The following is a 26,378-nucleotide window of genomic DNA, read 5'->3' as shown; positions in this document are numbered from 1 at the left end:
CTAATCCTGGCCAGCCATAAACCGGCCTAGTGTACTCACACTTGGCGGGCTTGTTGAGAGGCAATTGCCAGATATGTCTCGTGCAGCGCCAAAATCCGCGTTTTAATCGCCATTTCGCTGCCAGTGTGGTTTTCGATGACATCATCCGCCGCGGCGAGGCGCTCCGACCGGCTCGCTTGGGCGGCGATGATGGCCCGGGCTTGCTCGGCCGATACCCCATCCCGACGGCAGGTGCGCTCAATTTGGGTGGCTTCATCCACATCGATTACCAGCACCCGGTTGGCGAGGCCGGTGAGTTTGTTCTCCACCAGCAGTGGCACCACCAACAGGCAGTAAGGTGAGCGGGCCACGGCACATTGGCGCTGCATTTCGCTGCGAATTAGCGGGTGGAGCAGAGCATTGAGCCACTCCTTGGCCTGTAGGTTGCTGAAGACCCGCTCGCGCAGGGCGCGACGATCGAGTTGACCGCTCGGATCAATCACATCCGGGCCAAAATGGTCGGCGATGGCGGCAAGGGCCGGGGTGCCCGGCTCAACGACCTCACGGGCGATCACATCGGCATCCACCACCTCGATACCCAGCGCGGCAAACTGATTGGCAATAGTGGTCTTGCCGCTGCCGATACCACCTGTGATAGCAACTACATACATGGGGGCCTCTTGCTCAAAGCAGGGTAGAGAGATACCAGCGGGTGATGGTATCGCCCCACAACAGGGCGATCCAGCCCGCGATGGCGAGGTAGGGGCCGAAGGGGATGGGCTTGCCCTGATGGTGTTTGTGCAAGGCGATCAGGCTGATGCCGATCACCGCGCCGACCAGGGATGAGAGCAGCAAAATAATGGGCAGCGCTTGCCAGCCGAGCCAGGCACCCAGCGCCGCCAGCAGCTTGAAGTCGCCATAGCCCATCCCCTCCTTGCCAGTGAGTAGCTTGAAGGCCCAGTAGAGGCTCCAGAGCACCAGATAGCCCGCCATGGCACCGATCACGGCATCCGCCAGCGGCACGAAGCCACCTGCCAGATTGAACAGCAGCCCGCCCCACAGCAGTGGCAGAGTGAGCTGGTCGGGCAGCAACATCTTGTCGAGATCGATAAAGGTGAGGGCGACCAGTACCCAGGTGAGCAGCAGGGCGGCCAGCGTGCTCCAGCCCGGTGTAATCACCATAGCAACAGCCACCGAGAGCAGGGCGGTCAGCAGTTCCACCAGCGGATAGCGGGCCGAGATCGGCGCCTGACAGTCGCGGCAACGCCCTTTGAGCCAGAGCCAGCTCAGCAGCGGGATGTTTTCGAGAGCTGTGATGGCGTGACCACAGTGAGGGCATGCGGAGCGCGGTACCATCAGGTTGTAGCGCTCTGGCGCAGTGGCCTCCTCATCGGGGGCGAAGTAGCTGCGATACTCGGCCTGCCACTCCCGCTCCAGCATGATAGGCAGGCGATGGATCACCACGTTAAGGAAACTGCCGATCATCAGGGAGAAGAGAAAAACCAGCGAGAAGTAGAGCCAGGGCAAGCCGTGAGCCAGCTCGATAAGAAGTGTCATAACCAACCGTCAGTCATTAAATGAGGGGGAGGGCATGGCGGTGGTGCCATGCCCTGATGAATCAGCCTACCACGTCGCCAAGCTTGAAGATGGGCAGGTACATGGCGATAACCATGCCGCCGACCAGCACCCCGAGAACTACCATGATGAGGGGTTCCAGCAGGCTGGTGAGGCCATCGACCAGATCATCCACCTCCTGTTCGAAGATGGTGGCAACCTTGGAGAGCATATCATCGATGGCACCTGACTCCTCACCGATCATCACCATCTGGATCACCATGTCGGGGAAGAGATCGACGGTGCGCATCGCCACGTTGATCTGCATACCGGCCACCACCTCGTTGCGGATGGCCATGACGGCGGTGCGATAGACATAGTTACCGGAGGCGCCTGCCGCCGAAATCAGCGCATCCACCAGCGGGATACCGGCGGAGAAGGTAGTGGAGAGGGTTCGGGCAAAGCGGGCCATCGCCGCCTTGTGCAGGATCATACCGACCACCGGAATGGTGAGCACGAACTTGTCGGTATTGTCTTTCACCTTCTGGGAGGCGCGCCAGGCGCGCACATAGAGGAAGATGCCAAGGGCGGTGCCGCCAAAGAAGACATACCACCAGTTCTGCATAAAGCGGGAGATGCCGATGACAAACTGGGTGAACACCGGCAGCTCGGCGCCGAAGCTTTTGAAGATATCCTCGAACTGCGGAATGACGAACAGCAGCAGGATGGAGGTCACCACGATGGCCACCAGAATGACCATGGTGGGGTAGAACATCGCCTTCTTGATCTTCGACTTGAGCGCCTCCGACTTTTCCCGATAGGTGGCGATGCGGTCGTAGATGGTCTCCAGCGCACCGGATTGCTCACCGGCTTCCACCAGATCGCAGTAGAGATCGTCAAAGTAGAGCGGATGGCGGCGTAGCGCCTCCGACATGGGGGTGCCGGTCTCCACATCGGCGGCAATCTGGCCCATCAGTTCGCGCATCGAGGCCTTCTCGTGGCTGCGGGCGATGATCTGCAGGCTCTGCACCAGCGGTACACCTGCGGAGAGCATGGTGGTGAGCTGGCGGGAGACGATGGCGATATCCATCGGTTTGATCTTGGCGCCACCCTTGGAGAAGAGCCCCTGGGATTTCTTGGCCACCTTGGTGACGTTGACCCCCTGCTTGCGCAGCTCCGCCTTGACGGTGTTGATGCTGTCAGCCTGCAGCTCGCCAGAGACCTTCTGCCCCTTGCGGTTTACCCCGTGCCAGCGGAAGGCGAAGACTTTCTTGGGGGCATTATTCTTCTTGGTTAGGGTTGCCATCTTTGCATCCTGCAATTGGGTCGGGCGCCAGCCCTTATGACACAAACGTCCGATGACGTAGCGTTAATCCTGTTTCCCTGCGCGAATGTCCGATTACGCCGCGCTAATCGAACCTACGCACCGAGTATTAGCGGCGACTGTTTCGCCACGCGAATTAGTTGGTGGTAACCCGGTTGACCTCGGCCAGACTGGTGACTCCGAGTCGGGCCTTCTCCAGCCCCGAGGTACGCAGAGTCCGCATCCCCTCTTTTTGGGCAATTGCGGCGATTTGCAGCGAGTTAGCCCCCTGCATGATCAATTTGGCGATGTTCTCCGACATCAGCATGATTTCGTAGATGCCGACTCGTCCCTTGTAGCCGCCGGAACACTCCTTGCAACCGACCGGTTTGAACAGTCGCAAGCCGGCCGCCAGCTGCTGCGGGGTAAAGCCCAGCTCCAGCAGCTCGGCTTCCGGCACGACTTCCGGCGCCTTGCAGTGATCGCACAGTTTACGGGCCAGCCGCTGGGCCATGATCAGGGTTACCGAGGAGGCGATGTTGAAGGCCGGTACCCCCATGTTCATCATCCGGGTCAGGGTCTCGGCCGCCGAGTTGGTGTGCAGGGTGGAGAGCACCAGGTGGCCAGTTTGCGCCGCCTTGATGGCGATTTCGGCGGTTTCGAGATCGCGGATCTCCCCCACCATCACCACGTCCGGGTCTTGCCGCAAGAAGGAGCGCAAGGCGCTGGCGAAGGTGAGCCCCGCCTTGGGATTGACCTGCACCTGGTTGACGCCGGGCAAGTTGATCTCTACCGGATCTTCGGCGGTGGAGATGTTCACCTCGGTGGTGTTGAGAATATTGAGGCCGGTATAGAGTGAGACTGTTTTACCCGAGCCGGTGGGGCCGGTCACCAGGATCATCCCCTGCGGCTTGGAGAGGGCGCGCAGGTATTGCGCCTTCTGCCGGTCGTCAAAGCCGAGTTGTTCGATATTGAGCCGCGCCGCCGAGGAGTCGAGCAGACGGATCACGATCTTTTCCCCCCACATGGTGGGCAGGGTGTTGACCCGCATATCCATCGACTTGTTGCGCGACAGCTTCAGCTTGATCCGGCCATCCTGCGGCAGCCGCCGCTCTGCGATATCGAGCCGCGCCATCACCTTGAGGCGGGCGGAGAAGCGGTTGGCCAGATTGACCGGCGGAGTGGCGATCTCGTGCAGGATGCCATCGATGCGAAAGCGGACCCGATACTTGAACTCGTAGGGTTCGAAGTGCAGGTCGGAGGCGCCGCGCTTGATGGCATCCATCATGATCTTGTTGATGTACTTGACGATGGGGGCATCGTCATCGGCGGTATTGACGCTCTCGTCCAGCCGACTGTTCTCGTCGGAGACCTCGAGATCCGAAATCTCGGATTCGTCGATATCCTCCATGCCAAGGGCGTCGCTTTCGTTCTCCAGCAGCTTGGCTATGGCGGCGGTGAGCTTATTCTCCTCTACCAGCAGCGCCTCGGTATGGAGACCGAAGCTGAAGCCGAAATCCTCCAGTGCCGACACATTGGTCGGATCCGACATGGCGATATAGAGGGTGTGGCCCTGGGTGTAGATGGGCAGGACGTGGTGCTTGTCGATCAGCTTTTGATTGAGGAACTTCTGCGGGATCTCGGCCAAATCGAAGGCGGCAAGATCCAGCAGAGGTACCCCATACTCCAGCTCGCAAAAATCGGCCAATGCCTTGCTGTCGAGGATGCTGTTCTCGATCAGAAAGGTCACAAAGGGTTTGCGCTGGGCCTTGGCCTGGCTCAGGTAGCGCTGGGAGTCCTCTTCACTGATCAGTGAAGAGGCGGCCAGGCTTAACGCCAGGCCGCTGTTAGGGCTAGATGTCATTTATTTAGCAGGGCAGTAATCAAGGTCTTTTGTGCCGTTTTTACATGCAGCTGCCCATGTAACTTGGCCAGTACTTTGCACTGTGCCTGTGAGTACATATTTGTCGCCAGCAGCAAGCGGAGAAAGGGTTGTGTCTTTTACTTCAGATGTGATGGTGTACTGGTTGCCAGAGACTGCAGCAGTAGTTTCAACACCAGTAGAAACGGCAGGAGAAGGTGCTGCGCCCGGAATGCCGTAGCTACCAGCGGTACAAGCTGTAACACCATTTGTCTGAACACAAACTTCAACTGCAAGTTTTGCTGCGCCAGAAGCGGAGACCAACTCCGTCATCTTGGCTTTTTTGGTGTAGTTCTGATACGCCGGCAGCGCGACAGCTGCCAAAATTGCCACGATCGCGACCACGATCATCAGTTCAATAAGGGTAAAACCCGATTGTTTCTTCATCTCAAATGTCCTTTTATCCTTGGTTCCTGGGAAGTGCCGGTAGAAAACCATCCGCACGTCAGTATCTTATCCGAGCTGTCAGGGGTGGCAACAGAGATTGCTGCCTTTGTTAACCACTTTTCTATCATTTACCAAAAACATGATATAAATCATAAAACAAGAGGCTTCTAACGACTCTTTTTTATGGGGGGAAGCGGGTCCGTCATCACACTCCTTTGCCGAGGGATCCTGCTTAAAGAAAAGGCGCCTATGGCGCCTTTTGCAAGTTGTTTATCCGGTTATATCGAGTGTTTGCTCAGGCCTGCGGGGTGAATCTCACTGCTGGATAAAGCGCATGGAGAGATCGAGTGCCCGTACATGCTTGGTGAGCGCCCCGACAGAGATAAAATCGACGCCGGTGGCGGCAAATTCGGCCAGAGTATCGAGGGTCACATTGCCGGAGACTTCCAGCTTGGCGCAGCCCCGATTGATGGCGACTGCTTCCCGCATCATGGTCACGTCGAAGTTGTCGAGCATCACGATATCGGCCTTTGCCGCCAGCGCCTGTTCCAGCTCTGCCAGCGATTCCACTTCCACCTCCACCGGTTTGCCCGGATTGAGATGGCGAGCCTCGTTAATCGCCTCGGCGATGCCGCCACAGGCTAGGATGTGGTTCTCTTTGATGAGGTAGGCGTCATAGAGACCGATACGGTGATTCTTGCCGCCGCCGCAGGTGACCGCGTACTTCTGGGCGGTGCGCAGCCCCGGGATGGTCTTGCGGGTGTCGAGCAGACGGCAGTCGGTGCCTTCCAGTTCAGCCACATAGCGGGCGGTGAGGGTGGCGACGCCGGAGAGGGTCTGGACAAAGTTCAGCGCATTGCGTTCGCCGGTCAGCAGCAGGCGGGCAGGACCATGGAGGCGGAACAGCTCCTGATTGGGGGAGAGCACTTCGCCATCCTGCACCTTCCACTCCACCTTCACCTCGCCGCCGAGTTGTACGAACACTTCGTCTACCCAAGGCTGGCCGCAGAATATACCGGATTCACGGGTAATAACTCGGGCGCTGGCCTGCCTATCAGCCGGGATCAGCTGGGCGGTGATATCGGCGCTGGCGTCCGGTTGGTCCAGCGTGGTGAGGGCATCGCCCAGATCTTCGAGTAGTGCGGCGCGCACGGCGCGGCTGACATCCTGTTGAAACATGCCTTATTCCTGCAAGGGTCTGAGCAGCAACTGCCGCTCCTTTTGAACCAGCTCCAGCCGACCGAGGGCGTTCATGCCAACCAGCACTTCGTCACCGTCTGCCGCCGGATTGATAAAGATGGCCAGATCGTACAAGGTCAATGGCCCCATCGCCAGCGTTTCGATGGTGCCGTTGCCGACCCGGATCTGCCCCGCGGCGGTATTGACCTGGCTGCTGCCATGAGCGGTCAGGCCGAGGCGCTCGGCAACCTGCTGCGGGATGGTGATGCGGGTGGCGCCGGTATCGAGCAGCAGTTGCACCGGCTGGCCGTTGATGGCACCCTCCAGACGATAGTGGCCGCTCTGGTCGGCCCGCAGCAACAGCTCGCCGCTGGCGGTGACGCTCGGCTGGTTGCGGGAGTGAAAATAGAGGGTCAGCAGGCCCATCAGAGAGAGCCAGGCCAGTAACCACATCCAGCGTGCCGTGTGCTGCATACCCCATCCATATCGAGCGAAAGATGACTCAGCCTAACATACCATTTCCCGTTGATTCAGTGAGTTGGTGCTGGCTTGTCCATTACATCTCTTCATCTTTTCGCCATTAATCAGCCAACTCGAGTAGCCGATGACTCAACTCGCTTCGCAACCTTGCCTTTCTATCGATGCCGCTGGCTGGTGCCAGCAGGCGCGCCGGGTGCCTTCCCCGCATCACAACGAACGGGCCGCGCCGGACGATATCTCCCTGCTGGTGGTGCATGGTATCAGCCTGCCGCCGGGGGAGTTTGGTGGCCCCTTTATCGACGATCTCTTTATGGGGCGGCTCGACCCTGATGCTCACCCCTATTTTGCCGGTATTCATCAGCTGCGGGTCTCGGCCCACTGCCTGATCCGCCGCGATGGCGAGCTGGTGCAGTATGTGCCGTTTGGCGCGCGGGCCTGGCATGCGGGAGTATCGAGTTGGCAGGGGCGGGAGGCGTGCAATGACTTCTCCATCGGTATCGAGCTGGAAGGGACTGACGAGACCCCCTATACCGAGGCCCAGTACCGGGTGCTGGTGGGGCTCACCCGAGCCATCTCAGCGCGCTATCCGGCCATCACCCATGAAAAAATTGTCGGCCATTGTGACATCGCACCAGGGCGCAAGACGGATCCCGGAGCCAGTTTTCAGTGGGATTACTACCGGCAGCTGCTAAACAGCTAAAGTAATTATTCAAATTTAGTTTGGATTTTAAAATCAATGGCTTGCCGATCTGGCAGGCCATTTTCGTCTCCGGTTGCGCAAATGTTATTTGTGAGCGCCGTCAAGAATATTGGTCAGACCATTTTCTATGAGCTAAATCATGTTTGCCCTGTTTTACCCCTTAAGTGGTGGGGATGATTCTTGACTCAGATCATCTTTTGGGTGGACTTTTCAAAAGGGCTCTGCTAATTTTCGCCCCATCCATGAAATTGGTAATACCAATTTAACAAAGTAGCCTCATGCCCTATCGCAAGATTACGCAACCCAAGTTGGCCGACTCCATTGTCGCCGAGCTGGAACAGATGATTCTGGAAGGCAGCCTGCAGCCGGGGCAGAAATTGCCTCCCGAGCGGGAACTCGCCATCCAGTTTCAGGTATCGCGCCCCTCGCTGCGCGAAGCCATCCAGCGGCTGGAAGCGCGCGGGTTGCTTTATCGCCGTCAGGGCGGCGGCACTTACGTGCAGAATGCCCTGAGCAAGGGGATGGCCGATCCCCTGTTCGAACTGCTCAGTACCCACCCGGAAGCCCGGTATGACCTGCTGGAGTTTCGCCATGCGCTGGAAGGCATCTGTGCCTACTACGCGGCCTTGCGGGGAACCGGGTCTGATTTCGAGCGCATTCGTCAGGTGCAAACCGCCATCGAAGAGGCGGGCCAGTCGGGCTCGCTGGTGGCCGAATCGGCAGCCGTGACCCAGTTCTATCTGGCGGTGGCCGAGGCGTCCCACAACGTGGTGCTGCTGCACCTGCTGCGGGCCATGAGCCCGATGCTCGAGCAGAACATTCTGCAGAATAACGAGATTTTGAATCGCCGCCCGGGAGTGGTAGCCAAGATACGTCGCCATCGCGCGAATCTGATCGAGGCTATTCTTTCGGGGGCTCCGGAGCGGGCCAGAACAGCTTGTCATGAGCATCTGGCCTTTATCGAGGACACCTTGTTGGATATGCAGAGGGAAGACAGCCGGATCCAGCGATCCATGCGTCGGATCCGTCAGCAGGAAAACTAATCCCACAAGGCTTTATTGTCGAATGCTTGCGCCTTTCGCCGTGCAATGCCGTGCAATCACAACAAAATAGGAACCAGCCATGTCTGATATCCTGAAGAACGATGTGGACCCGATAGAAACGCTGGAGTGGCTTGCCTCTCTGGAATCCCTGCTGCGTGAAGAGGGTCCGCAACGCGCTCAGTTCATCCTTGAACAGTTGGCCGAGAAAGCCCGTGTAAGCGGTGTGGACGTGGCTGCCAAGGCAAATCGCGATTACATCAACACCATCCCGTCCAGCGACGAGCCGGACTACCCGGGTGACCTGGAGATGGAGCGCCGCATTCGCGCCATCATCCGCTGGAACGCCATGATGATCGTGCTGCGCGCGTCCAAGAAAGACCTGGACCTGGGTGGTCACATGTCTTCCTTCGCTTCTTCTGCGACCATCTATGATGTCTGCTTCAACCACTTCTTCCGTGCTCGCAACGAGAAGGATGGTGGCGATCTGGTTTACTTCCAGGGTCACATCTCCCCGGGCATCTATGCTCGCGCCTTCGCTGAAGGTCGTCTGACCGAAGAGCAGCTGGACAACTTCCGTCAGGAAGTGGACGGCAAGGGTATCCCTTCCTATCCGCACCCGAAACTGATGCCGGACTTCTGGCAGTTCCCGACCGTTTCCATGGGGCTGGGCCCCATCGCCGCCATCTATCAGGCTCGCTTCCTGAAGTACCTGACCGACCGTGGTATCAAGGATTGCTCCGAGCAGACCGTTTACGCCTTCCTGGGTGACGGCGAGATGGACGAGCCGGAAGCCAAAGGTGCCCTGACCGTTGCCGTGCGTGAAAAGCTCGACAATCTGGTGTTCGTGGTCAACTGCAACCTGCAGCGTCTGGATGGTCCGGTTGTCGGTAACGGCAAGGTCATCAACGAGCTGGAAGGCCTGTTCGCTGGCGCCGGTTGGGATGTCACCAAGGTCATCTGGGGTCGCAAGTGGGATGAGCTGCTGAAGAAAGACACTTCCGGCAAGCTGATCCAGCTGATGAACGAAACTGTGGATGGTGACTACCAGACCATGAAGTCCCGCGACGGTGGCTACATCCGCGAACATTTCTTCAACCGTTATCCGGAAACTGCCGCACTGGTCAAAGACATGACCGACGAGGAAATTTTCGCCCTGAACCGCGGTGGTCACGATCCTCGCAAACTGTTCGCAGCGTTCAACAAGGCGACCCAGACCAAGGGCAAGCCGACCGTTATTCTGGCCAAGACCATCAAGGGTTACGGCATGGGTGAAGCGGCTGAAGGCAAGAACATCGCTCACCAGGTCAAGAAGATGGAGCTGGACTCCGTGCGTCACCTGCGTGACCGCTTCAACCTGCCGGTGGCCGACGAGCAGCTGGCCGATCTGCCTTACCTGAAGATCGAAGCCGGTTCTGCCGAGCACAAATACCTACACGACCGTCGCGCCGCCCTGAAAGGCTATCTGCCGACCCGTCTGCGCGAAAGCACCACCAAGCTGGAAATCCCGGCACTGGATGCCTTCGGTCCGCTGCTGGGCGAGCAGGCGCGCGAAATCTCCACCACCATGGCGTTCGTGCGTTCCCTGAACGTGATGCTGAAAGACAAGTCCATCGGCAAGCGCATCGTGCCGATCCTGGCTGACGAAGCCCGTACCTTCGGTATGGAAGGTCTGTTCCGCCAGATCGGTATCTACAGCCCGCACGGTCAGCAGTACACCCCGCAAGACCGCGACATCGTCTCCTACTACAAGGAAGACAAGCAGGGTCAGGTTCTGCAAGACGGTATCAACGAGCTGGGCGCCATGTCCTCCTGGCTGGCTGCTGCGACCTCTTACAGCACCAACGATTGCCCGATGATTCCGTTCTACATCTACTACTCCATGTTCGGCTTCCAGCGGATTGGCGACATGGCGTGGGCAGCCGGTGACCAGCAAGCCCGTGGCTTCCTGCTGGGGGCGACCTCCGGTCGTACCACTCTTAACGGAGAGGGCTTGCAGCACGAAGATGGTCACAGCCACATCCTGGCCAACACCATCCCGAACTGCATATCCTACGACCCATCCTACGCCTATGAAGTGGCGGTGATCGTACAGGACGGCCTGCGCCGCATGTACGGTGAGAACCCGGAGAACGTGTTCTACTACATCACCACCCTGAACGAGAACTATGCCATGCCGGCTATGCCGGAAGGCGCCGAGGAAGGTATCCGCAAGGGTATCTACAAGCTGGAATCCGTAGCCGGTGCCAAGGCGAAAGTTCAGCTGCTGGGTTGTGGTTCCATCCTGGGTCACGTGCGCACTGCCGCCCAGATCCTGGCCAGTGAGTACGGCATCGGTTCCGATGTGTTCAGCGTCACCTCCTTCAACGAGCTGGCCCGTGACGGTCAGGACGCGGATCGCTGGAACATGCTGCACCCGACCTCTGAGGCGCGTGTTCCCTACATCGCTCAGGTACTGGGTTCCGAAGCCACCATCGCTGCGACCGACTACATGAAGTCCTTCGCCGATCAGGTTCGCGCCTTCGTTCCGACCGAGAACTACCGTGTGCTGGGTACCGATGGTTACGGCCGTTCCGACAGCCGCGCCAACCTGCGTCGTCACTTCGAAGTGAACGAATTCTACGTGGTGGTTGCTGCCCTGACCGAACTGGCCAAGCGCGGCGAGGTAGACAAGCAGGTTGTGGCCGACGCCATCGCCAAGTACGGCATCGATGCCGACAAGGTCAACCCGCTGTACGCGTAAGTGGATCAAGGGTCGCGCCGTCATGCGGCGCGACCTTGCCAGGTTTTAAAACGGTTAACGCGAGATGTGCGTGGTGGTATCAGCCAGCCACGCGGATCGACGCAAGAGGATAAAGCACAATGTCCAAACAGATTATGGTGCCGGATATCGGCGCCGATGAAGTTGAAGTCACCGAGATCATGGTGGCCGTGGGTGACAAGGTCGAGCTGGACCAGTCCATCATCGCGGTAGAAGGCGACAAGGCCTCCATGGAAGTACCGGCCCCGTCTGCCGGTATCGTCAAAGAGATCCTGATCAAGGTGGGCGACAAGGTTGCCACCGGTTCCCAGATCATGATCTTCGAAGCCGAAGGCGCTGCCGCCCCTGCTGAAGTGGCTGCACCGGTTGCTGCTCCGGCCGCCGCACCTGCCGCTGCCGTACGCAAAGATGTGCATGTACCGGACATCGGTGACGACGAAGTGGACGTGACTGAAATCATGGTTGCCGTGGGCGACATGGTAGAAGCCGACCAGTCCATCATCGCTGTGGAAGGTGACAAGGCCTCCATGGAAGTACCGGCACCGTTCGCCGGTCGCGTGGTCGAAATCAAGGTTGCCGCTGGCGCCAAGGTCTCTACCGGCTCTCTGGTGATGGTGTTTGAAGTGGCTGGCGCTGCGCCTGCTGCCGTTGCTGCTCCGACTCAAGCCGCCGCGCCCGTGGCTGCTGCCCCGGTTGCCGCTGCTGCCAAAGAGGTCAACGTACCGGATATCGGTGGTGACGAAGTGGAAGTCACCGAGATCATGGTTGCCGTGGGTGACAAGGTCGAAGCTGACCAGTCCCTGATCGCCGTGGAAGGTGACAAGGCCTCCATGGAAGTGCCTGCACCGTTCGCCGGTGTGGTCAAAGAGATCAAGGTAAAGGCGGGTGACAAGGTCTCCACCGGTTCCCTGATCATGGTCTTCGAAGTGGCTGGCGCTGCCCCTGCTGCCGCGCCGGTTGCTCAAGCTGCCGCTCCGGTCGCCGCTGCCCCTGTTGCCGTAGCTCCGGCTCCGGTTGCCCAGGCTGCTGCCGCTGCGACCGATTTCGTTGCCAACGATGCCTACGTGCACGCCTCCCCGGCAGTACGCCGTCTGGCGCGCGAGTTTGGCGTCAACCTAGCCAAGGTAAAAGCCTCCGGTCGCAAGGGCCGCATCGTCAAAGAAGACGTGCAAGCCTATGTGAAGGATGCCATCAAGCGCGCCGAGTCCGCTCCGGCTGCTGGCACCGGTACTGGCAACGGCATGAGCGTGCTGGCGTGGCCGAAGGTCGATTTCAGCAAGTTCGGTGATGTGGAAGAGGTCGATCTGACCCGCATCCAGAAGATCTCCGGTCCGAACCTGCACCGCAACTGGGTCATGATCCCTCATGTCACCCAGTTCGACGAAGCCGATACCACCGAGCTGGAAGCGTTCCGCAAAGAGCAGAACGCGATGCTCGAGAAGCAGAAGTCGGACGTGAAGATCACCCCGCTGGTGTTCATCCTGAAAGCGGCCGCCAAGGCGCTGGAAGCTCACCCGCGCTTCTGCAGCTCCCTGTCCGAAGATGGCAGCAAGCTGATCATGAAGAAGTACATCCACATCGGTGTGGCGGTGGATACCCCCAACGGTCTGGTTGTGCCCGTGGTACGCGATGTTAACAAGAAGGGCATCATGGAGCTGTCTCGCGATCTGGCCGAGATCTCCAAGAAGGCCCGTGCCGGCAAGCTGACCGCTGCCGACATGCAGGGCGGTTGCTTCACCATCTCCAGCCTGGGTGGCATCGGCGGTACCAGCTTTACCCCGATCGTCAACGCGCCGGAAGTGGCCATCCTCGGTGTCTCCAAGTCCGAGATGAAGCCGAAGTGGAACGGCAAAGAGTTCGCGCCGCGCCTGATGCTGCCGCTGGCTCTGAGCTACGACCACCGCGTGATCGATGGTGCCGATGGAGCTCGCTTCATCACCACCATGAACGGTGTGTTGTCCGACATTCGTCGACTGGTCCTGTAAGTGAGAGGGCGGGCCCAGAGCCTGCCCTTTTTACTTCTCATTTCATTAACATGATCGTAAACTTGCCCCGTTTTTTCACGGCTGCAGCCGCCTTGTTTTACAACGAAAAGAAGGCATAAGACTGCGCTGTCCGGGGATATAAGAACGACAAAGAGGTCATGATGAGTAAAGAAATCAAAACCCAGGTCGTAGTACTGGGTGCTGGCCCTGCCGGTTATTCCGCTGCTTTCCGTGCAGCCGATCTGGGTCTGGATACTATTATCGTCGAGCGTTACTCCACCCTGGGTGGCGTCTGTCTGAACGTGGGCTGCATCCCCTCCAAGGCGCTGCTGCACGTCGCCAAAGTGATTGAAGAAGCCAAGGCGCTGGCCGAGCACGGCATCGTCTTCGGCGAACCCAAGACCGACATCGACAAGATCCGTCTGTGGAAAGAGAAGGTCATCAACCAGCTGACCGGCGGTCTGGCTGGCATGGCCAAGATGCGTAAAGTTCAGGTTGTTAACGGCTTCGGTAAATTTACCGGCCCGAACACCCTGGAAGTGACCGGCGAAGACGGCAAGACCACCGTTACCTTCGACAACGCCATCATCGCCGCCGGCTCCCGTCCGGTGAAGCTGCCGTTCATCCCCCACGATGACCCGCGCGTATGGGACTCTACCGATGCGCTGGAGCTGACAACCGTGCCTGGCAAACTGCTGGTTATCGGTGGCGGCATCATCGGTCTGGAGATGGGTACCGTTTACTCCTCTCTGGGTTCCGAGATCGACGTGGTGGAATTTGCCGACCAGCTGGTTCCGGCTGCCGACAAAGACATCGTCAAGATTTACACCAAGCGCGTGGCCAAGAAATTCAACATCATGCTGGAGACCAAGGTCACCGCAGTTGAAGCCCGTGAAGACGGCCTGTACGTCTCCTACGAAGGCAAGCACGCCCCGGCCGAGCCGGTTCGTTACGACAACGTGCTGGTTGCCGTAGGTCGTGTGCCGAACGGCAAGATGCTGGATGCCGAGAAGGCTGGCGTTGCCGTGACCGAGCGCGGTTTCATCGAGGTGGACAAGCAGCTGCGTACCAACGTGGCGCACATCCACGCCATCGGTGACATCGTGGGTCAGCCGATGCTGGCGCACAAAGGTGTGCATGAAGGTCACGTTGCCGCCGAAGTGATCGCTGGCAAGAAGCACTACTTCGACCCGAAAGTGATCCCGTCCATCGCCTACACCGAGCCAGAGATGGCATGGGTCGGTCTGACCGAGAAAGAGGCCAAGCAACAAGGTCTGAACTTTGAAGTCGCCACCTTCCCGTGGGCTGCTTCCGGTCGCGCCATTGCCTCTGATTGCTCCGACGGCATGACCAAGCTGATCTTCGACAAGGAGAGCGGCCGCGTCATCGGTGGTGCCATCGTGGGTACCAACGGCGGTGAACTGCTGGGTGAAATCGGTCTGGCCATCGAGATGGGTGCTGACGCCGAAGATATCGCGCTGACCATCCACGCTCACCCGACTCTGCACGAGTCTGTGGGTCTGGCGGCCGAAGTGTTCGAAGGCTCCATCACCGACCTGCCCAACGCCAAGGCCAAGAAGAAAAAGTAATTTTCTTCTCAGCTTGGATAAAAAAGCCGCTCGAATGAGCGGCTTTTTGCTATCTGGCCTTCGGAGTCCGGTTAGCAGCGCCCCTTCTTGGCCTGCCCCGGCGGGCAGAAGGTGCCATAGCCACCACTGCCGTCACTGACCCGGATCCGGGTATCGTCCACGCTGACATCCGCCCCGTGTACCCGTACCGGCCCGCTGCTGCAAGCGCCGAGCACGCCCCCCAGCAATATCATTACGATCAGCTTGCCCATAACTCCTCCTCATATTTCCCTGATTATGAGGCATTTCGAGGGGCGTATAACGGCGTTTGCATGGCCGTGCGTCACCGTTTGCCGTGGCTATGACAGAGGGCGCCGCGGCGCCCTCTGGTGAGTTTTCAGGAGTGGGATGACAGACTACAGACGGAAGTTGCCGACCAGCTTGTCGAGTTGACCGGAGAGCTGCTGCAGGCTGCGGCTGGACTCGGTCAGCTGGTGGGCGATGTCGGCGGTCTCCATGGTGAGCTGGTTGATATCCTCCACGTTGCGGTTGATCTCGCCGACCACGCTCGACTGCTCCTCGGTGGCGGTGGCAACCTGGATGTTCATGTCGTTGATCTGGGTGATATGGGCGGTGATCTGGCCGAGGGCGGCGTTGGCTTCATCGGCCTGGTTCACCACCTCCAGACTCTGGTTACGCCCCTGTGCCATGGCGCTGACGGCGCGGGCACTCTGCTCCTGCAAGCGGTTGATCATCCCCTGGATCTCGGCGGTCGAGGCGGCGGAACGGTTGGCCAGATTGCGCACCTCATCCGCTACTACGGCGAAGCCGCGACCCTGTTCACCGGCGCGAGCGGCCTCGATGGCGGCGTTCAGTGCCAGCAGGTTGGTCTGCTCCGAGATGCTGCGGATGGTTTCGAGGATGCTGCCGATGGAGTCGGTCTGGCTCGCCAGCGACTCGATCACGCCTGCGACCTGCTCAATCTCGCCGGAGAGGCCGACGATGCCGTGGCGCGCCTGCGCCACCACCACAGCCCCCGCATCGGCCTGATCGTTGGCCTGTCTGGCAACTTCGGCTGCCAGCGAAGCGTTACCGGCGATCTCGCTCACCGTGGCACCCATCTCGTGGATGGCCGTTGCCACCTGCACGGTGCGGTCACGCTGGGCAGTACAGTTGTGCTGGGTCAGCTGCGCCTTGTTGGCCACCTCGTTGGCGGTGTCGGCGAGCTGGCGGGAGTTCTCTGCCACCTGTTCGATGGAGCCGTGGATCTTGGCGACGAAGTTGTTGAAGCCGGTGGCGACCTGACTCAGCTCGTCACGCCCCTCCACCTTGAGGCGCTGGGTGAGATCTCCATCGCCGCTGCCCAGCTCCTTGAACAGGCGAGCCAGCTCGTTGAGCGGACGACTGACCGAGCCTGCCAGCAGCATGCCCATCAGCCCCATGGCCAGCGCAATCACCAGCGAGATCATCAGGATCTCGTTGCGGGTCTGATCCAGCTCGGCATAGATCTCGGCTTGCGGCACCTGGGCCACCAGATACCAGTCGAGCAGCGGGATATAGCTGCTGGCCAGTACCATGGGCTCGCCATTGACTTCGGCGTTGATGACGGCAAAGGGGCGTTTGGCCAGCAGGCTGCCGGTATCACCGCTGGCGATGCCGCCCAGGGTATCGCGTTCGATGCGGTTGGCCTCGGGGTGCAGCTTCACCTTGCCGCTGCCATCGACCATAAAGACGATGCCGCTCTCTTCCAGCCGGAAGTTGGCGACCATGGTCACCATGGTATCGAGGGATTTGGCAAAGCCCGCCAGCCCGCGACCGTTGAGCTGCTGGAAGTTGACGAACAGCTTCACCTCGCCGTTGCTCTCGCGGAAGATGCTGAGGGTCATCTCCTTCTGGCTCTTGGTGTAGTCATAGAACCAGGCATCCTGCGTCGGGGTCAGGTTGCGCAGGAAGCCATCCTGGTTGTAGTAGGCGGCACTCTGGCGATCGGCGAAGGAGGCGGTTACCAGACCATACTGGTTGGCCACATCCTTGAGCTGGTTGATGAGGATCGGCTCCTGCTCTTTGGGCATGCCCCGATCCACCCAGTCGAGAATGAAGCGGTCGGTGGCCAGTTGACGGGCAGCCTGGGCGATACCGTGGAGATCCTGCTCGATCTCCTTGCTGATCCGTTGGGTCAGGTTGGGCAGCTCCTGCTCGAACATCCGGTTTTCGATCAGCTGCTGGGCCGAGCGTTGACTGAAGTAGCCCACCAGCAGGCAGGAGACGACCACCGCCAGGGTGACCGTAGCCAGTATTTTCTGTTTAAGCGTGAGGGTTGCCAGCATAAAGGTGCTCAAAAGGTTGAGGATTGACGACTCTCATATTAGCGGCAGCGCAGCCCCGCCCATGAGGCTGGTGACCCTTTATTTGCGGATTACGTTTGCGCTCACAGCGGCGGTGGCTCGCTCCTCCGGCGTGCAGGCCATTCGGGATACGGATTGACGGTTGCGCTAACTGCCCGGCCCCTTATAGTAGAGGCCATCCTTGGTGACTGACCCTCTGAATAATATGGAAAATATGATGCGCAGCTTAGGTGCGGGATGGACCCGTCTGCTTTTGGTGATGCTGGCGGCCTGCCCGCTGCTGGCCATGGCGGCAGCAGGGGAGCGCCCGAAAATTGCGGTGGTGCTCAGCGGCGGCGGCGCCAAGGGGTCGGCCCACATCGGCATTCTCAAGGTGCTGGAGCAGAAACGGATCCCGGTCGACATCATCGTCGGTACCAGCATGGGCTCCTATGTGGCGGGCATGTACGCCATGGGGCTCAGTGCCGAGGAGGTGGAGCGCATGACGCTCGCCATCGACTGGAACAAGGGGTATCAGGACAAGGTCGGTCGTGACGAGCTGTCGCTGCGCAAGAAGCAGCAGAATGAACAGTATCAGCTGCGCACCGACATCGGGGTGAATGGCGATACCACTCAGCTACCGGACGGTTTCTTTCAGGGGCAATCCATGGCCAGCCTGCTGCGGGGGGCCACCTCCAACCTGCCGGTGCAGGAAAGTTTCGACGATCTGCCGATCCCCTACCGCGCCATGGCGACCGACATGGAGACGGTGACGCCTTTCGTGCTGGATCACGGTAGTCTGGCCAAGGCGATGCAGGCCTCCATGTCGATCCCCGGCGCGCTCAAGCCGGTGGAGTGGGAGGGCCACATCCTGGCGGATGGCGGCAGCGTCAACAACATGCCGGTCGATGTCGCCAAGGCGATGGGGGCCGACGTGGTGATCGCGGTGGATATCAGCGCCAAGCTGCGCACCCGTGAATCCCTCAAGTCAGGGTTGGCGATGATTGACCAACTCACTACCTATATGACCCAGGTCGGCACCGACAAGCAGAAGGCGCTGATGGGGCCCAAGGATATCCTGCTCGCCCCCGAGTTTGGCGATATGGGGATTGCCGACTTTACCCGGATGCCGGAGGGGATCAAGTTGGGCGAGGCAGCGGCGGACAAGGCGTCGCTGCAACTGGACCGGCTGTCGCTCACCAAGGCGCAGTACAACGCCTATCGCAACCAGAAATTGAGCCGCCGTGCCGAGCGCAGCGGTCAGCCCGCCTACTTCATCGACAAGGTGGAGATCATCAACAAGTCGCGCCTCTCCGACGAGACGGTGCGCGCCATGTTGAAAGTGCGGCCGGACAAGATCCAGACCAACGAGAGCCTGGAGGCGGGCATTCGCCGGCTCTATGCGCTGGAGTCCTTCGACCGAATCACCTATGAGGTGGAGGAGCGCGACGGGGAGAACGTGCTGGTGGTGGATGCCAGCGAGAAGAACTGGGGGCCGGGCTACCTCAACTTCCAGTTCGGCTTCTCCGACGACTTCGAGAATACCTCCAACTACAACGTCGGCATGTCCTATACCCTCACCAACGTCAATGACTGGGGAGCCGAGTGGTTGACCGAGGCTTCGCTCGGCACGGCCAAGCATATCAAGACCGACTTCTATACCCCGCTGGAACCCTCCCAGACCTTCTATGGCGAGGCGAGTCTGGCCTATGACCAGACCCAGAGAAGCCTCTTCAACCCGGATCCGGACGATCCGCTGTTCACCTATCTCGATGCCGAGTACTCCTTCTTCAGCGCCGATCTGGCGGTAGGCTGGAATCGTCAGCCCTGGAGTCGCCTGTCGATGGGGCTGGAAGGGCAGACAGGCAGTATCGAGATCAAGAACGTCAAAGAGCTGCAAGGGGATGCCACGGCATGGGGGCCCTATGCCCGCTTCGAACACGACACCCTGGACAGCAGCTATTTCCCCTATCAGGGGGTCAAATGGGATGTGAAGATGGGCTACTCCCACGTCAATCTGGATGGGGATGGTTTTCAGGCCTCCCGTAGCGAGGGGTGGAACTATCGTCTCTCCATGGTCAAACCCTGGTCCTGGGACAGACATAGCCTCAACCTGATCCTCGATGGTGGTGGCTCGGGCAGTGAAGAGAGCATCCCACTCTATATCCAGGATCTGGGGGGGCTGTTCCACCTCTCCGGTTTCCAGCGCTACCAGCTGAGCGGTCGTTACAGCCTGTTTGGCGGCCTGCGCTACATCTATCGGGTGGCAGACAACGACTTCGGCGCCCTCAAGGTGCCGCTCTATCTCGGTGGATCTCTGGAGCAGGGCGGCGTCTGGAACAAGGGGGCGGATATCAGTCTGGATAGCTCGTTTACCGCCGGTTCGGTTTATGTCGGGGTGGAGAGCTTCCTCGGCCCGGTGTTCCTCGGCTACGGCATGGCGGAGGGGGGCAATGACGTCTTTTATCTGCAATTGGGCAGTACGTTCGAATAATGCCGAATTGATGCCAATTTGTTAACTCTGGTTGAGGGCGGTCAATTAATTTTCAAAAAATACCAGTCTGTTTAATTGGTTACGATTTTGTGGTGAATAAGTAAACAGGGTTTGGATTTTAATTAGTCGTTAAAACTTATATAGTGGGGAGCACCCTACGGGGTGTCCCGCAAGGACGATCGCCGCGAGCCTGGGCGAACCCCAAAAAAAGACCAAAGAGGAATTAGTCGTGCTTGAAACATACCGTAAACACGTCGCAGAACGTGCCGCCGAGGGCGTGGTTGCCAAACCTCTGGATGCAGAGCAGGTCGCCGCCCTGGTCGAACTGCTCAAGAACCCGCCCGCTGGTGAAGAAGATTTTCTGAAAGAGCTGTTGTCCTCCCGTATTCCCCCCGGTGTTGATGAAGCGGCCTATGTTAAAGCCGGTTTCCTCACTGCCGTCGCCAAGGGCGAAGCCCACTCTCCCATCCTGACCGCCGCGCAAGCCGTTGAGCTGCTGGGTACCATGCAGGGTGGTTACAACATCCAACCGCTGATCGACCTGCTGGACGATGCGACTTTGGCTCCTCTTGCCGCCAAGGGCCTCTCCCACACCCTGCTGATGTTTGACTCCTTCCACGACGTGGAAGAGAAGGCCAAGGCGGGCAATGCCCACGCCAAACAGGTGATGCAATCCTGGGCTGACGCCGAGTGGTTCCTCTCCCGCCCGGAGCTGGCCGAGAAGATCACCGTCACCGTGTTCAAGGTGACCGGCGAAACCAACACCGACGACCTCTCTCCGGCGCCGGATGCCTGGTCCCGCCCCGACATTCCGCTGCACGCCCTGGCGATGCTGAAAAACGCCCGCCCCGGCATCACCCCCGACAAGGATGGCGCCGTCGGCCCCATCAAGACCATCGATGCCCTGAAAGAGAAGGGCTTTCCGCTGGCTTATGTGGGTGACGTGGTCGGTACCGGCTCTTCCCGTAAATCTGCCACCAACTCGGTACTGTGGTTTATGGGCGACGACATTCCGTTTGTGCCGAACAAGCGCGCTGGCGGTGTCTGTCTGGGTGGCAAGATTGCCCCGATCTTCTTCAACACCATGGAAGATGCCGGCGCGTTGCCCATTGAAGTTGATGTCTCTGCGCTTGCGATGGGCGATGTGATCGACATCTACCCGTTTGCCGGCAAGATCTGCAAGCACGGTACTGACGAGGTGCTGGCGCAGTTTGAACTGAAAACCGACGTGCTGATCGACGAAGTGCGCGCCGGTGGCCGTATCCCGCTGATCATCGGTCGCGGCCTGACCGACAAGGCCCGCGAGGCGCTGGGTCTGCCGTTCTCCACCGTATTCCGTCGCCCGCAGCCGGTGGCCGATACTGGCAAAGGCTTCACCCTGGCCCAGAAGATGGTGGGCAAGGCGTGCGGCGTGCAGGGCATTCGCCCCGGTACCTACTGCGAGCCCAAGATGACCACGGTCGGCTCCCAGGACACCACGGGCCCGATGACCCGCGACGAGCTCAAAGATCTGGCCTGCCTCGGCTTCTCTGCCGACCTGACCATGCAGTCCTTCTGCCACACCGCGGCCTATCCAAAGCCCATCGACGTGCAGACTCACCACACCTTGCCGGACTTCATCATGAACCGCGGCGGTGTGAGCTTGCGTCCGGGTGACGGCGTCATCCACTCCTGGCTGAACCGCATGCTGCTGCCGGATACCGTGGGTACCGGTGGTGACTCCCACACCCGTTTCCCCATCGGCATCTCCTTCCCTGCGGGCTCCGGTCTGGTGGCCTTCGCTGCCGCCACCGGCGTGATGCCGCTGGACATGCCGGAATCTGTGCTGGTGCGCTTCAAGGGCGAGCTGCAACCGGGCATCACCCTGCGTGATCTGGTTCATGCCATCCCCTACGCCGCCATTCAGAAAGGGCTGCTGACCGTCGAGAAAGCGGGCAAGAAGAACATCTTCTCCGGCCGCATCCTCGAAATTGAAGGTCTGCCGACCCTGAAGGTAGAGCAGGCGTTCGAGCTGGCGGACGCCAGTGCCGAGCGTTCCGCTGCCGGTTGCACCATCAAGCTGGATAAAGAGCCGATCATCGAGTATCTGAAGTCCAACATCGTGATGCTGAAATGGATGCTCTCCGAAGGCTACGGCGACGTGCGCACCATCACCCGTCGTATCAAGGGGATGGAAGAGTGGCTGGCCAACCCAACCCTGCTGGAAGCGGACAAGGATGCCGAGTACGCCAAAATCATCGAGATCGATCTGGCCACCATCAAGGAGCCGATCCTGTGCGCGCCGAACGATCCGGACGATGCCCGTCTGCTCAGCACCGTGGCGGGCGACAAGATCGACGAGGTGTTCATCGGCTCCTGTATGACCAACATCGGTCACTTCCGCGCCGCCGGTAAACTGCTCGAGAAGTATCAGGGCGAGCTGCCGACCCGCATGTGGATCGCCCCGCCCACCAAGATGGACAAGGATCAGCTGACCGAAGAGGGCTACTACGGCATTTTTGGTCGCGTCGGTGCCCGCATCGAGATCCCGGGTTGTTCCCTCTGCATGGGTAACCAGGCGCGGGTTGCGGAAGGGGCCTCGGTGGTCTCTACCTCCACCCGTAACTTCCCGAACCGTCTGGGTAAAGGTGCCAACGTCTACCTGGCCTCTGCAGAGCTGGCTGCGGTGGCCGCCATCCTCGGCAAGATCCCGACCGTGGCAGAGTACCTGCAATACGCCAAGGCGCTCGATGCCACTGCGGCAGATACTTACCGTTACCTCAACTTCAACGAGATCGCCTCCTACACCAAGAAGGCCGATGCAGTGATCCTGCAGCAGGCCGTCTGAGTGAATGGATGACAGGGCCCTTCAGGGGCTCTGTGTCAGCCAATAAAAATGCCGCGTTGTTACGCGGCATTTTTCATTTATGCGGACGGTTAGAGTCGGGTCATTGCCTCTCTCTTGTCGCCTGTCATGACAAAGTGCAACTCCCCTCCGGCCCTGATCTCGCTGTGCTCAAAGGTGAGATCCCCCGATAGTGGTTTGCCGTTGATGGTCACAGATTTCACATACTTGTTGTGAGGGCTGTTGTTGTCTGCGGTGATCCTGAAGAGCCCATCTTTCACTGCAATCGTCACTTCATCGAACAGTGGGCGGCCGATGCTGTAGTGCGGGGAGGCAGGAGTAACCTGATAGAACCCCATGGCCGACATGATGTACCAGGCAGACATTTGCCCCACGTCTTCGTTGCCAATAAGGCCTGTTGGTTTGGTGGTGTAAAACTCGTTCATGATCCGATCCAGATACTCCTGCGTTTTCCACGGTTCATCGGTCATGTTGTAGAGGTAGGGGATATGGTGGGAGGGTTCATTGCCATGCATGTATTGGCCGATGTAGCCGGTCAGGTCAGGCAGCGCTTCACCGCTATTGGATGAGCGTGCGTTGAACAGTTCATCGAGATCCTCGCGCAGACCCTTTTCTCCACCCACTTCCGCCTTGAGCCACTTGAATGCGTGCAGCGGCTGGAATTTCCATTGCCAGCTGTTGCCCTCGGTGTAGGCAAACTCGTCCACATAGTAGGGATCAAATGGCAGTAGCGGGCAGACGCGCATCTCGACGCTGGTACCATCGGGTTTGTTGACCGTCTCCAGCTTGCAGTCAGGAGAGTTCTCATCAACGGGTTGATTGAACTGGCTGGCCGGGAGGTGCGGGTTCCAGCTGTCAGGGTGGTTTTTGGGGCGGAAGAAGCCGGTTTTGGCATCCCAATGGTTCAGGTAGTTGTTCGAGCGAGTGAGGAACTCCTGCTGAACCTTGTTGTTACCCGCCATGCGGGCAATTTCCGAGAGTGCCCAGTCGCCGTAAGCAAACTCCAGAGTATAGGAGGTGGAATTCCAGTATCCCCAATGCACATAGCCGTTCTGCTCGTATACCTCGAGCTGGGCAATGCTTGCCGCACCTATGTTCTGGTCTTCGGTCCAGTCCGGGAACTCCTCTTTCTTGTGATAGCGGGCGGTATACTCGGCGGCTTCCAGAGCCTCCTGGGCATCGACATTCATCCCCTTGACCATGGCATCCGCAATGATGGAGATGGCAGGAAAGCCAATCATGGTGCCGGTGTAATGGCCATGCAGCTCCCACTTGGGCAGAATGCCACCATCCTTGTACTTGCGGATCAGGTCGTTGACATACTCCTCGGCTTTACGAGGGTTGATGATGGTTTGCAGCGGATGTTGGGCCCGGAAAGTGTCCCACATGGAGTAGACGGAGTAGTTGGGGATGGCTCCGGCATCCTTGATCTCCTGAGTGCGCATTGCACGGTACTTGCCATCCACATCCTGGAAAATCATCGGGGCAATCTGGGAGTGGTACATGGCGGTGTAGAAGATCTCTTTTTGGGCCTGAGTGCCTCCGCTCACGTTCACCTTTTCCAGCTCGCCATGCCAAGCCTGCTGGTTGCTGGCTACCTGAGCCTCGAAACCCCAACCAGGCACCTCGGTTTCCAGATTTTTCTGCGCTCCTTCTACTCCGGTGGGGGAGATCCCGACCTTCAGTTCGAGCGGTTGTTCACTGGGACTGAAAGTCAGATAGGCGATGGTTTTAGTTCCCCTGAATGCATCCTGTTTCAAGGTCGCTTCGGTTGTTACGTCATCGACAACAACGCTGGCCTTGACCACTGGCTGGCTGAATTTTGCGTAGAAATAGATGTGCTGGTTGTTGGCCCAGCCATCCGAACTGCGCTTGCCGCGAATGGTGTATTCATCGACAAACTCGATATCGCCAATAGTGGTGCGATTGCCCCAGCTCTTATTCAGTGTGTGATCAAGGTCGAGTTTAATTGAGGGCGTGCTGCCTTTGGGGAAGGTATATTTGTGATATCCGACCCGGGCTGACGTTGTTAACTCTGCCTTGATTTTTCCGTTGTTAAGAATGACCGAGTAGTAGCCCGCCTCAGCTTGCTCATTGGATTTATCAAACGTGTTGTAAGTAGTATTGTTTTTATCGGTAAATGGCAAAACGAGAATATCACCGAGATCGGTGATGCGGTGCCTGACAAATGGGTGTGAGAGAAGCCATAAACTGGAATATCCGATAGCTTGCCATGGTCAAAATAACCTGCTGCAGAGCCCCAACCCTCCATCTCTGTATCAGGGGAGAGCTGCACCAGTCCACCCGGGTAGACGGCTCCAGGGAAGGTGTGGCCATCAGCACCGGTACCGATAAATGGGTTTATATACTGGATGAGCGATTTATCAGGTGTCGGACGAGCGTTGTCAGAACTGGTGGTCGAATCACTGTCACAGCCAGATAGTGCTATGGTGAGCGCTATGACCAGTGGCGTTAGTTTACTTTTCATGACCTGACTCCTTGGCAAGGTTATGTCATTTATGATTGTGCAATATCTTTCTTCGCCAATATTTGGCAAGAATGGGTGGGGTTATTGATAAGTATTTATATGTCTGCAGGTGAACTTAATCAGTGGCAAACATAATTATTTGCAGCTGTTTATTTTGGTGGATTGATAATAATAGAGTGTTGATTGAGCGCGTAGGTTAATTTTGTTGCATTTACTGGATTATTATGACGGTCATCCAGTTGTGTGAATTTGATCACCTGCACTACCAAGGAAGGGCTCTGACTCTTATACACAAGTGGCATCTTGAACGGAACCTTTCCCGTTTTCCAGGATCTGATCTTCCATGTGACTCCCAACATGGTAACGATCATGCTAACTTCTGCTCTTCATCATGCGGCCGACTGGGCTAAATCTGTGTTCTCTTCGGCGGCACTGGGTGATCCTCGCCGTACCACCCGTCTGGTTAACGTCGCCGCTCAATTGGCAAAATGTTCTGGAAAATCAATAACCATCTCATCAGAGGGCTGTGAAGCCATGCAGGAAGGCGCTTACCGATTTATCCGCAATCCCAACGTCTCTGCCGAGGCGATCAGAAAGGCTGGCGCCATGCAAACCGTCAAGTTAGCTCAGGCGTTTCCCGAACTGCTGGCCATTGAGGACACCACTTCTTTGAGTTATCGCCACCAGGTCGCCGAAGAGCTTGGCAAGCTGGGTGCTATTGGAGATAAATCCCGCGGATGGTGGGTTCACTCCGTTCTCTTGCTCGAGGCCACTACATTCCGCACCGTAGGATTACTGCATCAGGAGTGGTGGATGCGCCCGGATGACCCTGCCGACGCGGATGAAAAGGAGAGTGGCAAATGGCTGGCTGCGGCCGCAACTAGCCGGTTACGCATGGGCAGTATGATGAGCAACGTGATTGCGGTCTGTGACCGCGAAGCCGATATCCATGCTTACCTGCAGGACAAACTGACACATAAAGAGCGATTTGTAGTGCGCTCTAAGCACCCGCGCAAGGACACTGGCTCCGGATTGTATCTGTACGACCATCTGAAAAACCAACCGGAGCTGGGTGGCTATCAGATCAGCATCCCGCAAAAGGGCGTGGTGGATAAACGCGGTAAACGTAAAAATCGACCCGCCCGCAAGGCGAGCTTGAGCCTGCGCAGTGGGCGCATCACGCTAAAACAGGGGAATATCACGCTCAATGCGGTGTTGGCCGAGGAGATTAACCCGCCCAAGGGTGAGACCCCGTTGAAATGGTTGTTGTTAACCAGTGAACCCGTCGAGTCACTAGCCCAAGCCTTGCGGGTCATCGACATATACACCCATCGCTGGCGGATCGAGGAGTTCCATAAGGCATGGAAAAC

17 protein-coding genes and 1 pseudogene are annotated in these 26,378 nt (G+C 58.5%); 8 read left to right on the top strand and 10 right to left on the bottom strand.

Annotated features, from left to right (window positions below):
* Positions 1 to 35 precede the first annotated feature (35 nt).
* The 7 genes from coaE to OKC27_RS04420 form a co-directional block, all read right to left on the bottom strand.
* Positions 36 to 650, bottom strand: coding sequence for a dephospho-CoA kinase (gene coaE / locus OKC27_RS04450; RefSeq protein ID WP_182938389.1), 615 nt, complete (start codon positions 648 to 650; stop codon positions 36 to 38).
* Between the two features lie 13 nt (positions 651 to 663).
* Positions 664 to 1,536: a prepilin peptidase gene (locus tag OKC27_RS04445; protein WP_182938388.1), complete on the bottom strand. Its 873-nt coding sequence runs from the start codon at positions 1,534 to 1,536 to the stop codon at positions 664 to 666.
* A 61-nt stretch (positions 1,537 to 1,597) separates the two neighbouring features.
* Positions 1,598 to 2,839 carry a type II secretion system F family protein gene (locus OKC27_RS04440; protein ID WP_182938387.1) on the bottom strand — a complete coding sequence of 414 codons (1,242 nt, stop codon included), beginning with the start codon at positions 2,837 to 2,839 and terminating at the stop codon, positions 1,598 to 1,600.
* A 154-nt stretch (positions 2,840 to 2,993) separates the two neighbouring features.
* Positions 2,994 to 4,700 (bottom strand): PilB family type IVa pilus assembly ATPase TapB, encoded by a 1,707-nt coding sequence (gene tapB, locus OKC27_RS04435; RefSeq protein WP_042058702.1) that lies wholly within the window; start codon positions 4,698 to 4,700, stop codon positions 2,994 to 2,996.
* A complete protein-coding gene (locus OKC27_RS04430; protein ID WP_182938386.1) occupies positions 4,701 to 5,144 on the bottom strand; it encodes a pilin in 444 nt (147 codons plus the stop codon).
* Positions 5,145 to 5,459: 315 nt separating this feature from the next.
* Positions 5,460 to 6,323, bottom strand: coding sequence for a carboxylating nicotinate-nucleotide diphosphorylase (nadC, locus tag OKC27_RS04425; RefSeq protein ID WP_270805970.1), 864 nt, complete (start codon positions 6,321 to 6,323; stop codon positions 5,460 to 5,462).
* Between the two features lie 3 nt (positions 6,324 to 6,326).
* Positions 6,327 to 6,797 (bottom strand): retropepsin-like aspartic protease family protein, encoded by a 471-nt coding sequence (locus OKC27_RS04420; RefSeq protein WP_040068932.1) that lies wholly within the window; start codon positions 6,795 to 6,797, stop codon positions 6,327 to 6,329.
* 130 nt (positions 6,798 to 6,927) lie between these two features.
* Here OKC27_RS04420 and ampD point away from each other — a divergent pair, with 130 nt between their 5' ends.
* From ampD to lpdA, 5 genes are all read left to right on the top strand, one after another.
* Positions 6,928 to 7,503, top strand: coding sequence for a 1,6-anhydro-N-acetylmuramyl-L-alanine amidase AmpD (gene ampD / locus OKC27_RS04415; RefSeq protein WP_182938384.1), 576 nt, complete (start codon positions 6,928 to 6,930; stop codon positions 7,501 to 7,503).
* Between the two features lie 278 nt (positions 7,504 to 7,781).
* A complete protein-coding gene (gene pdhR / locus OKC27_RS04410; protein ID WP_058053405.1) occupies positions 7,782 to 8,546 on the top strand; it encodes a pyruvate dehydrogenase complex transcriptional repressor PdhR in 765 nt (254 codons plus the stop codon).
* A 79-nt stretch (positions 8,547 to 8,625) separates the two neighbouring features.
* Positions 8,626 to 11,286 (top strand): pyruvate dehydrogenase (acetyl-transferring), homodimeric type, encoded by a 2,661-nt coding sequence (gene aceE / locus OKC27_RS04405; protein ID WP_075112927.1) that lies wholly within the window; start codon positions 8,626 to 8,628, stop codon positions 11,284 to 11,286.
* Positions 11,287 to 11,405: 119 nt separating this feature from the next.
* The gene (gene aceF, locus OKC27_RS04400) at positions 11,406 to 13,289 is read left to right on the top strand and encodes a pyruvate dehydrogenase complex dihydrolipoyllysine-residue acetyltransferase (RefSeq protein WP_075112926.1); all 1,884 of its coding nucleotides are present in this window, start codon (positions 11,406 to 11,408) and stop codon (positions 13,287 to 13,289) included.
* A 161-nt stretch (positions 13,290 to 13,450) separates the two neighbouring features.
* Positions 13,451 to 14,878 (top strand): dihydrolipoyl dehydrogenase, encoded by a 1,428-nt coding sequence (gene lpdA, locus OKC27_RS04395; RefSeq protein WP_139406703.1) that lies wholly within the window; start codon positions 13,451 to 13,453, stop codon positions 14,876 to 14,878.
* Between the two features lie 71 nt (positions 14,879 to 14,949).
* On the opposite strand, the gene OKC27_RS04390 is transcribed toward lpdA, so the two are convergent.
* Both OKC27_RS04390 and OKC27_RS04385 read right to left on the bottom strand, forming a co-directional pair.
* Positions 14,950 to 15,129 carry a hypothetical protein gene (locus OKC27_RS04390; protein WP_182938382.1) on the bottom strand — a complete coding sequence of 60 codons (180 nt, stop codon included), beginning with the start codon at positions 15,127 to 15,129 and terminating at the stop codon, positions 14,950 to 14,952.
* Between the two features lie 144 nt (positions 15,130 to 15,273).
* Positions 15,274 to 17,184 carry a methyl-accepting chemotaxis protein gene (locus tag OKC27_RS04385; protein ID WP_139406705.1) on the bottom strand — a complete coding sequence of 637 codons (1,911 nt, stop codon included), beginning with the start codon at positions 17,182 to 17,184 and terminating at the stop codon, positions 15,274 to 15,276.
* Positions 17,185 to 17,419: 235 nt separating this feature from the next.
* Between OKC27_RS04385 and OKC27_RS04380 the strand changes: the two genes are divergently transcribed.
* A complete protein-coding gene (locus tag OKC27_RS04380) occupies positions 17,420 to 19,675 on the top strand; it encodes a patatin-like phospholipase family protein (RefSeq protein ID WP_182939800.1) in 2,256 nt (751 codons plus the stop codon).
* Positions 19,676 to 19,904: 229 nt separating this feature from the next.
* Positions 19,905 to 22,502 carry a bifunctional aconitate hydratase 2/2-methylisocitrate dehydratase gene (acnB, locus tag OKC27_RS04375; protein ID WP_270805969.1) on the top strand — a complete coding sequence of 866 codons (2,598 nt, stop codon included), beginning with the start codon at positions 19,905 to 19,907 and terminating at the stop codon, positions 22,500 to 22,502.
* A gap of 89 nt (positions 22,503 to 22,591) precedes the next feature.
* Here acnB and OKC27_RS04370 read toward each other — a convergent pair.
* Positions 22,592 to 25,008, bottom strand: a pseudogene (locus OKC27_RS04370) (GH92 family glycosyl hydrolase).
* Between the two features lie 369 nt (positions 25,009 to 25,377).
* On the opposite strand from OKC27_RS04370, the gene OKC27_RS04365 reads away from it, so the two are divergent.
* A partial coding sequence (locus OKC27_RS04365; RefSeq protein ID WP_270805978.1) for an IS4-like element ISAeme22 family transposase occupies positions 25,378 to 26,378 on the top strand: 1,001 nt, incomplete at its 3' end.

Origin of the sequence: Aeromonas sp. QDB62 (assembly GCF_027705695.1) — a bacterium.
Taxonomy (GTDB): domain Bacteria; phylum Pseudomonadota; class Gammaproteobacteria; order Enterobacterales; family Aeromonadaceae; genus Aeromonas; species Aeromonas allosaccharophila.
This window is presented reverse-complemented; position numbering and strand designations above follow the sequence as displayed.

Excerpts from the sequence above, each read along its gene's own strand:
- aceE (WP_075112927.1), top strand. The coding sequence starts at position 8,626 with ATGTCTGATATCCTGAAGAACGATGTGGACCCGATAGAAACGCTGGAG.
- pdhR (WP_058053405.1), top strand. The coding sequence starts at position 7,782 with ATGCCCTATCGCAAGATTACGCAACCCAAGTTGGCCGACTCCATTGTC.
- aceF (WP_075112926.1), top strand. The coding sequence starts at position 11,406 with ATGTCCAAACAGATTATGGTGCCGGATATCGGCGCCGATGAAGTTGAA.
- OKC27_RS04380 (WP_182939800.1), top strand. The coding sequence starts at position 17,420 with ATGCGCAGCTTAGGTGCGGGATGGACCCGTCTGCTTTTGGTGATGCTG.
- OKC27_RS04440 (WP_182938387.1), bottom strand. The coding sequence starts at position 2,839 with ATGGCAACCCTAACCAAGAAGAATAATGCCCCCAAGAAAGTCTTCGCC.
- ampD (WP_182938384.1), top strand. The coding sequence starts at position 6,928 with ATGACTCAACTCGCTTCGCAACCTTGCCTTTCTATCGATGCCGCTGGC.
- OKC27_RS04420 (WP_040068932.1), bottom strand. The coding sequence starts at position 6,797 with ATGCAGCACACGGCACGCTGGATGTGGTTACTGGCCTGGCTCTCTCTG.
- OKC27_RS04430 (WP_182938386.1), bottom strand. The coding sequence starts at position 5,144 with ATGAAGAAACAATCGGGTTTTACCCTTATTGAACTGATGATCGTGGTC.
- coaE (WP_182938389.1), bottom strand. The coding sequence starts at position 650 with ATGTATGTAGTTGCTATCACAGGTGGTATCGGCAGCGGCAAGACCACT.
- OKC27_RS04390 (WP_182938382.1), bottom strand. The coding sequence starts at position 15,129 with ATGGGCAAGCTGATCGTAATGATATTGCTGGGGGGCGTGCTCGGCGCT.
- OKC27_RS04385 (WP_139406705.1), bottom strand. The coding sequence starts at position 17,184 with ATGCTGGCAACCCTCACGCTTAAACAGAAAATACTGGCTACGGTCACC.
- lpdA (WP_139406703.1), top strand. The coding sequence starts at position 13,451 with ATGAGTAAAGAAATCAAAACCCAGGTCGTAGTACTGGGTGCTGGCCCT.
- OKC27_RS04445 (WP_182938388.1), bottom strand. The coding sequence starts at position 1,536 with ATGACACTTCTTATCGAGCTGGCTCACGGCTTGCCCTGGCTCTACTTC.
- tapB (WP_042058702.1), bottom strand. The coding sequence starts at position 4,700 with ATGACATCTAGCCCTAACAGCGGCCTGGCGTTAAGCCTGGCCGCCTCT.
- nadC (WP_270805970.1), bottom strand. The coding sequence starts at position 6,323 with ATGTTTCAACAGGATGTCAGCCGCGCCGTGCGCGCCGCACTACTCGAA.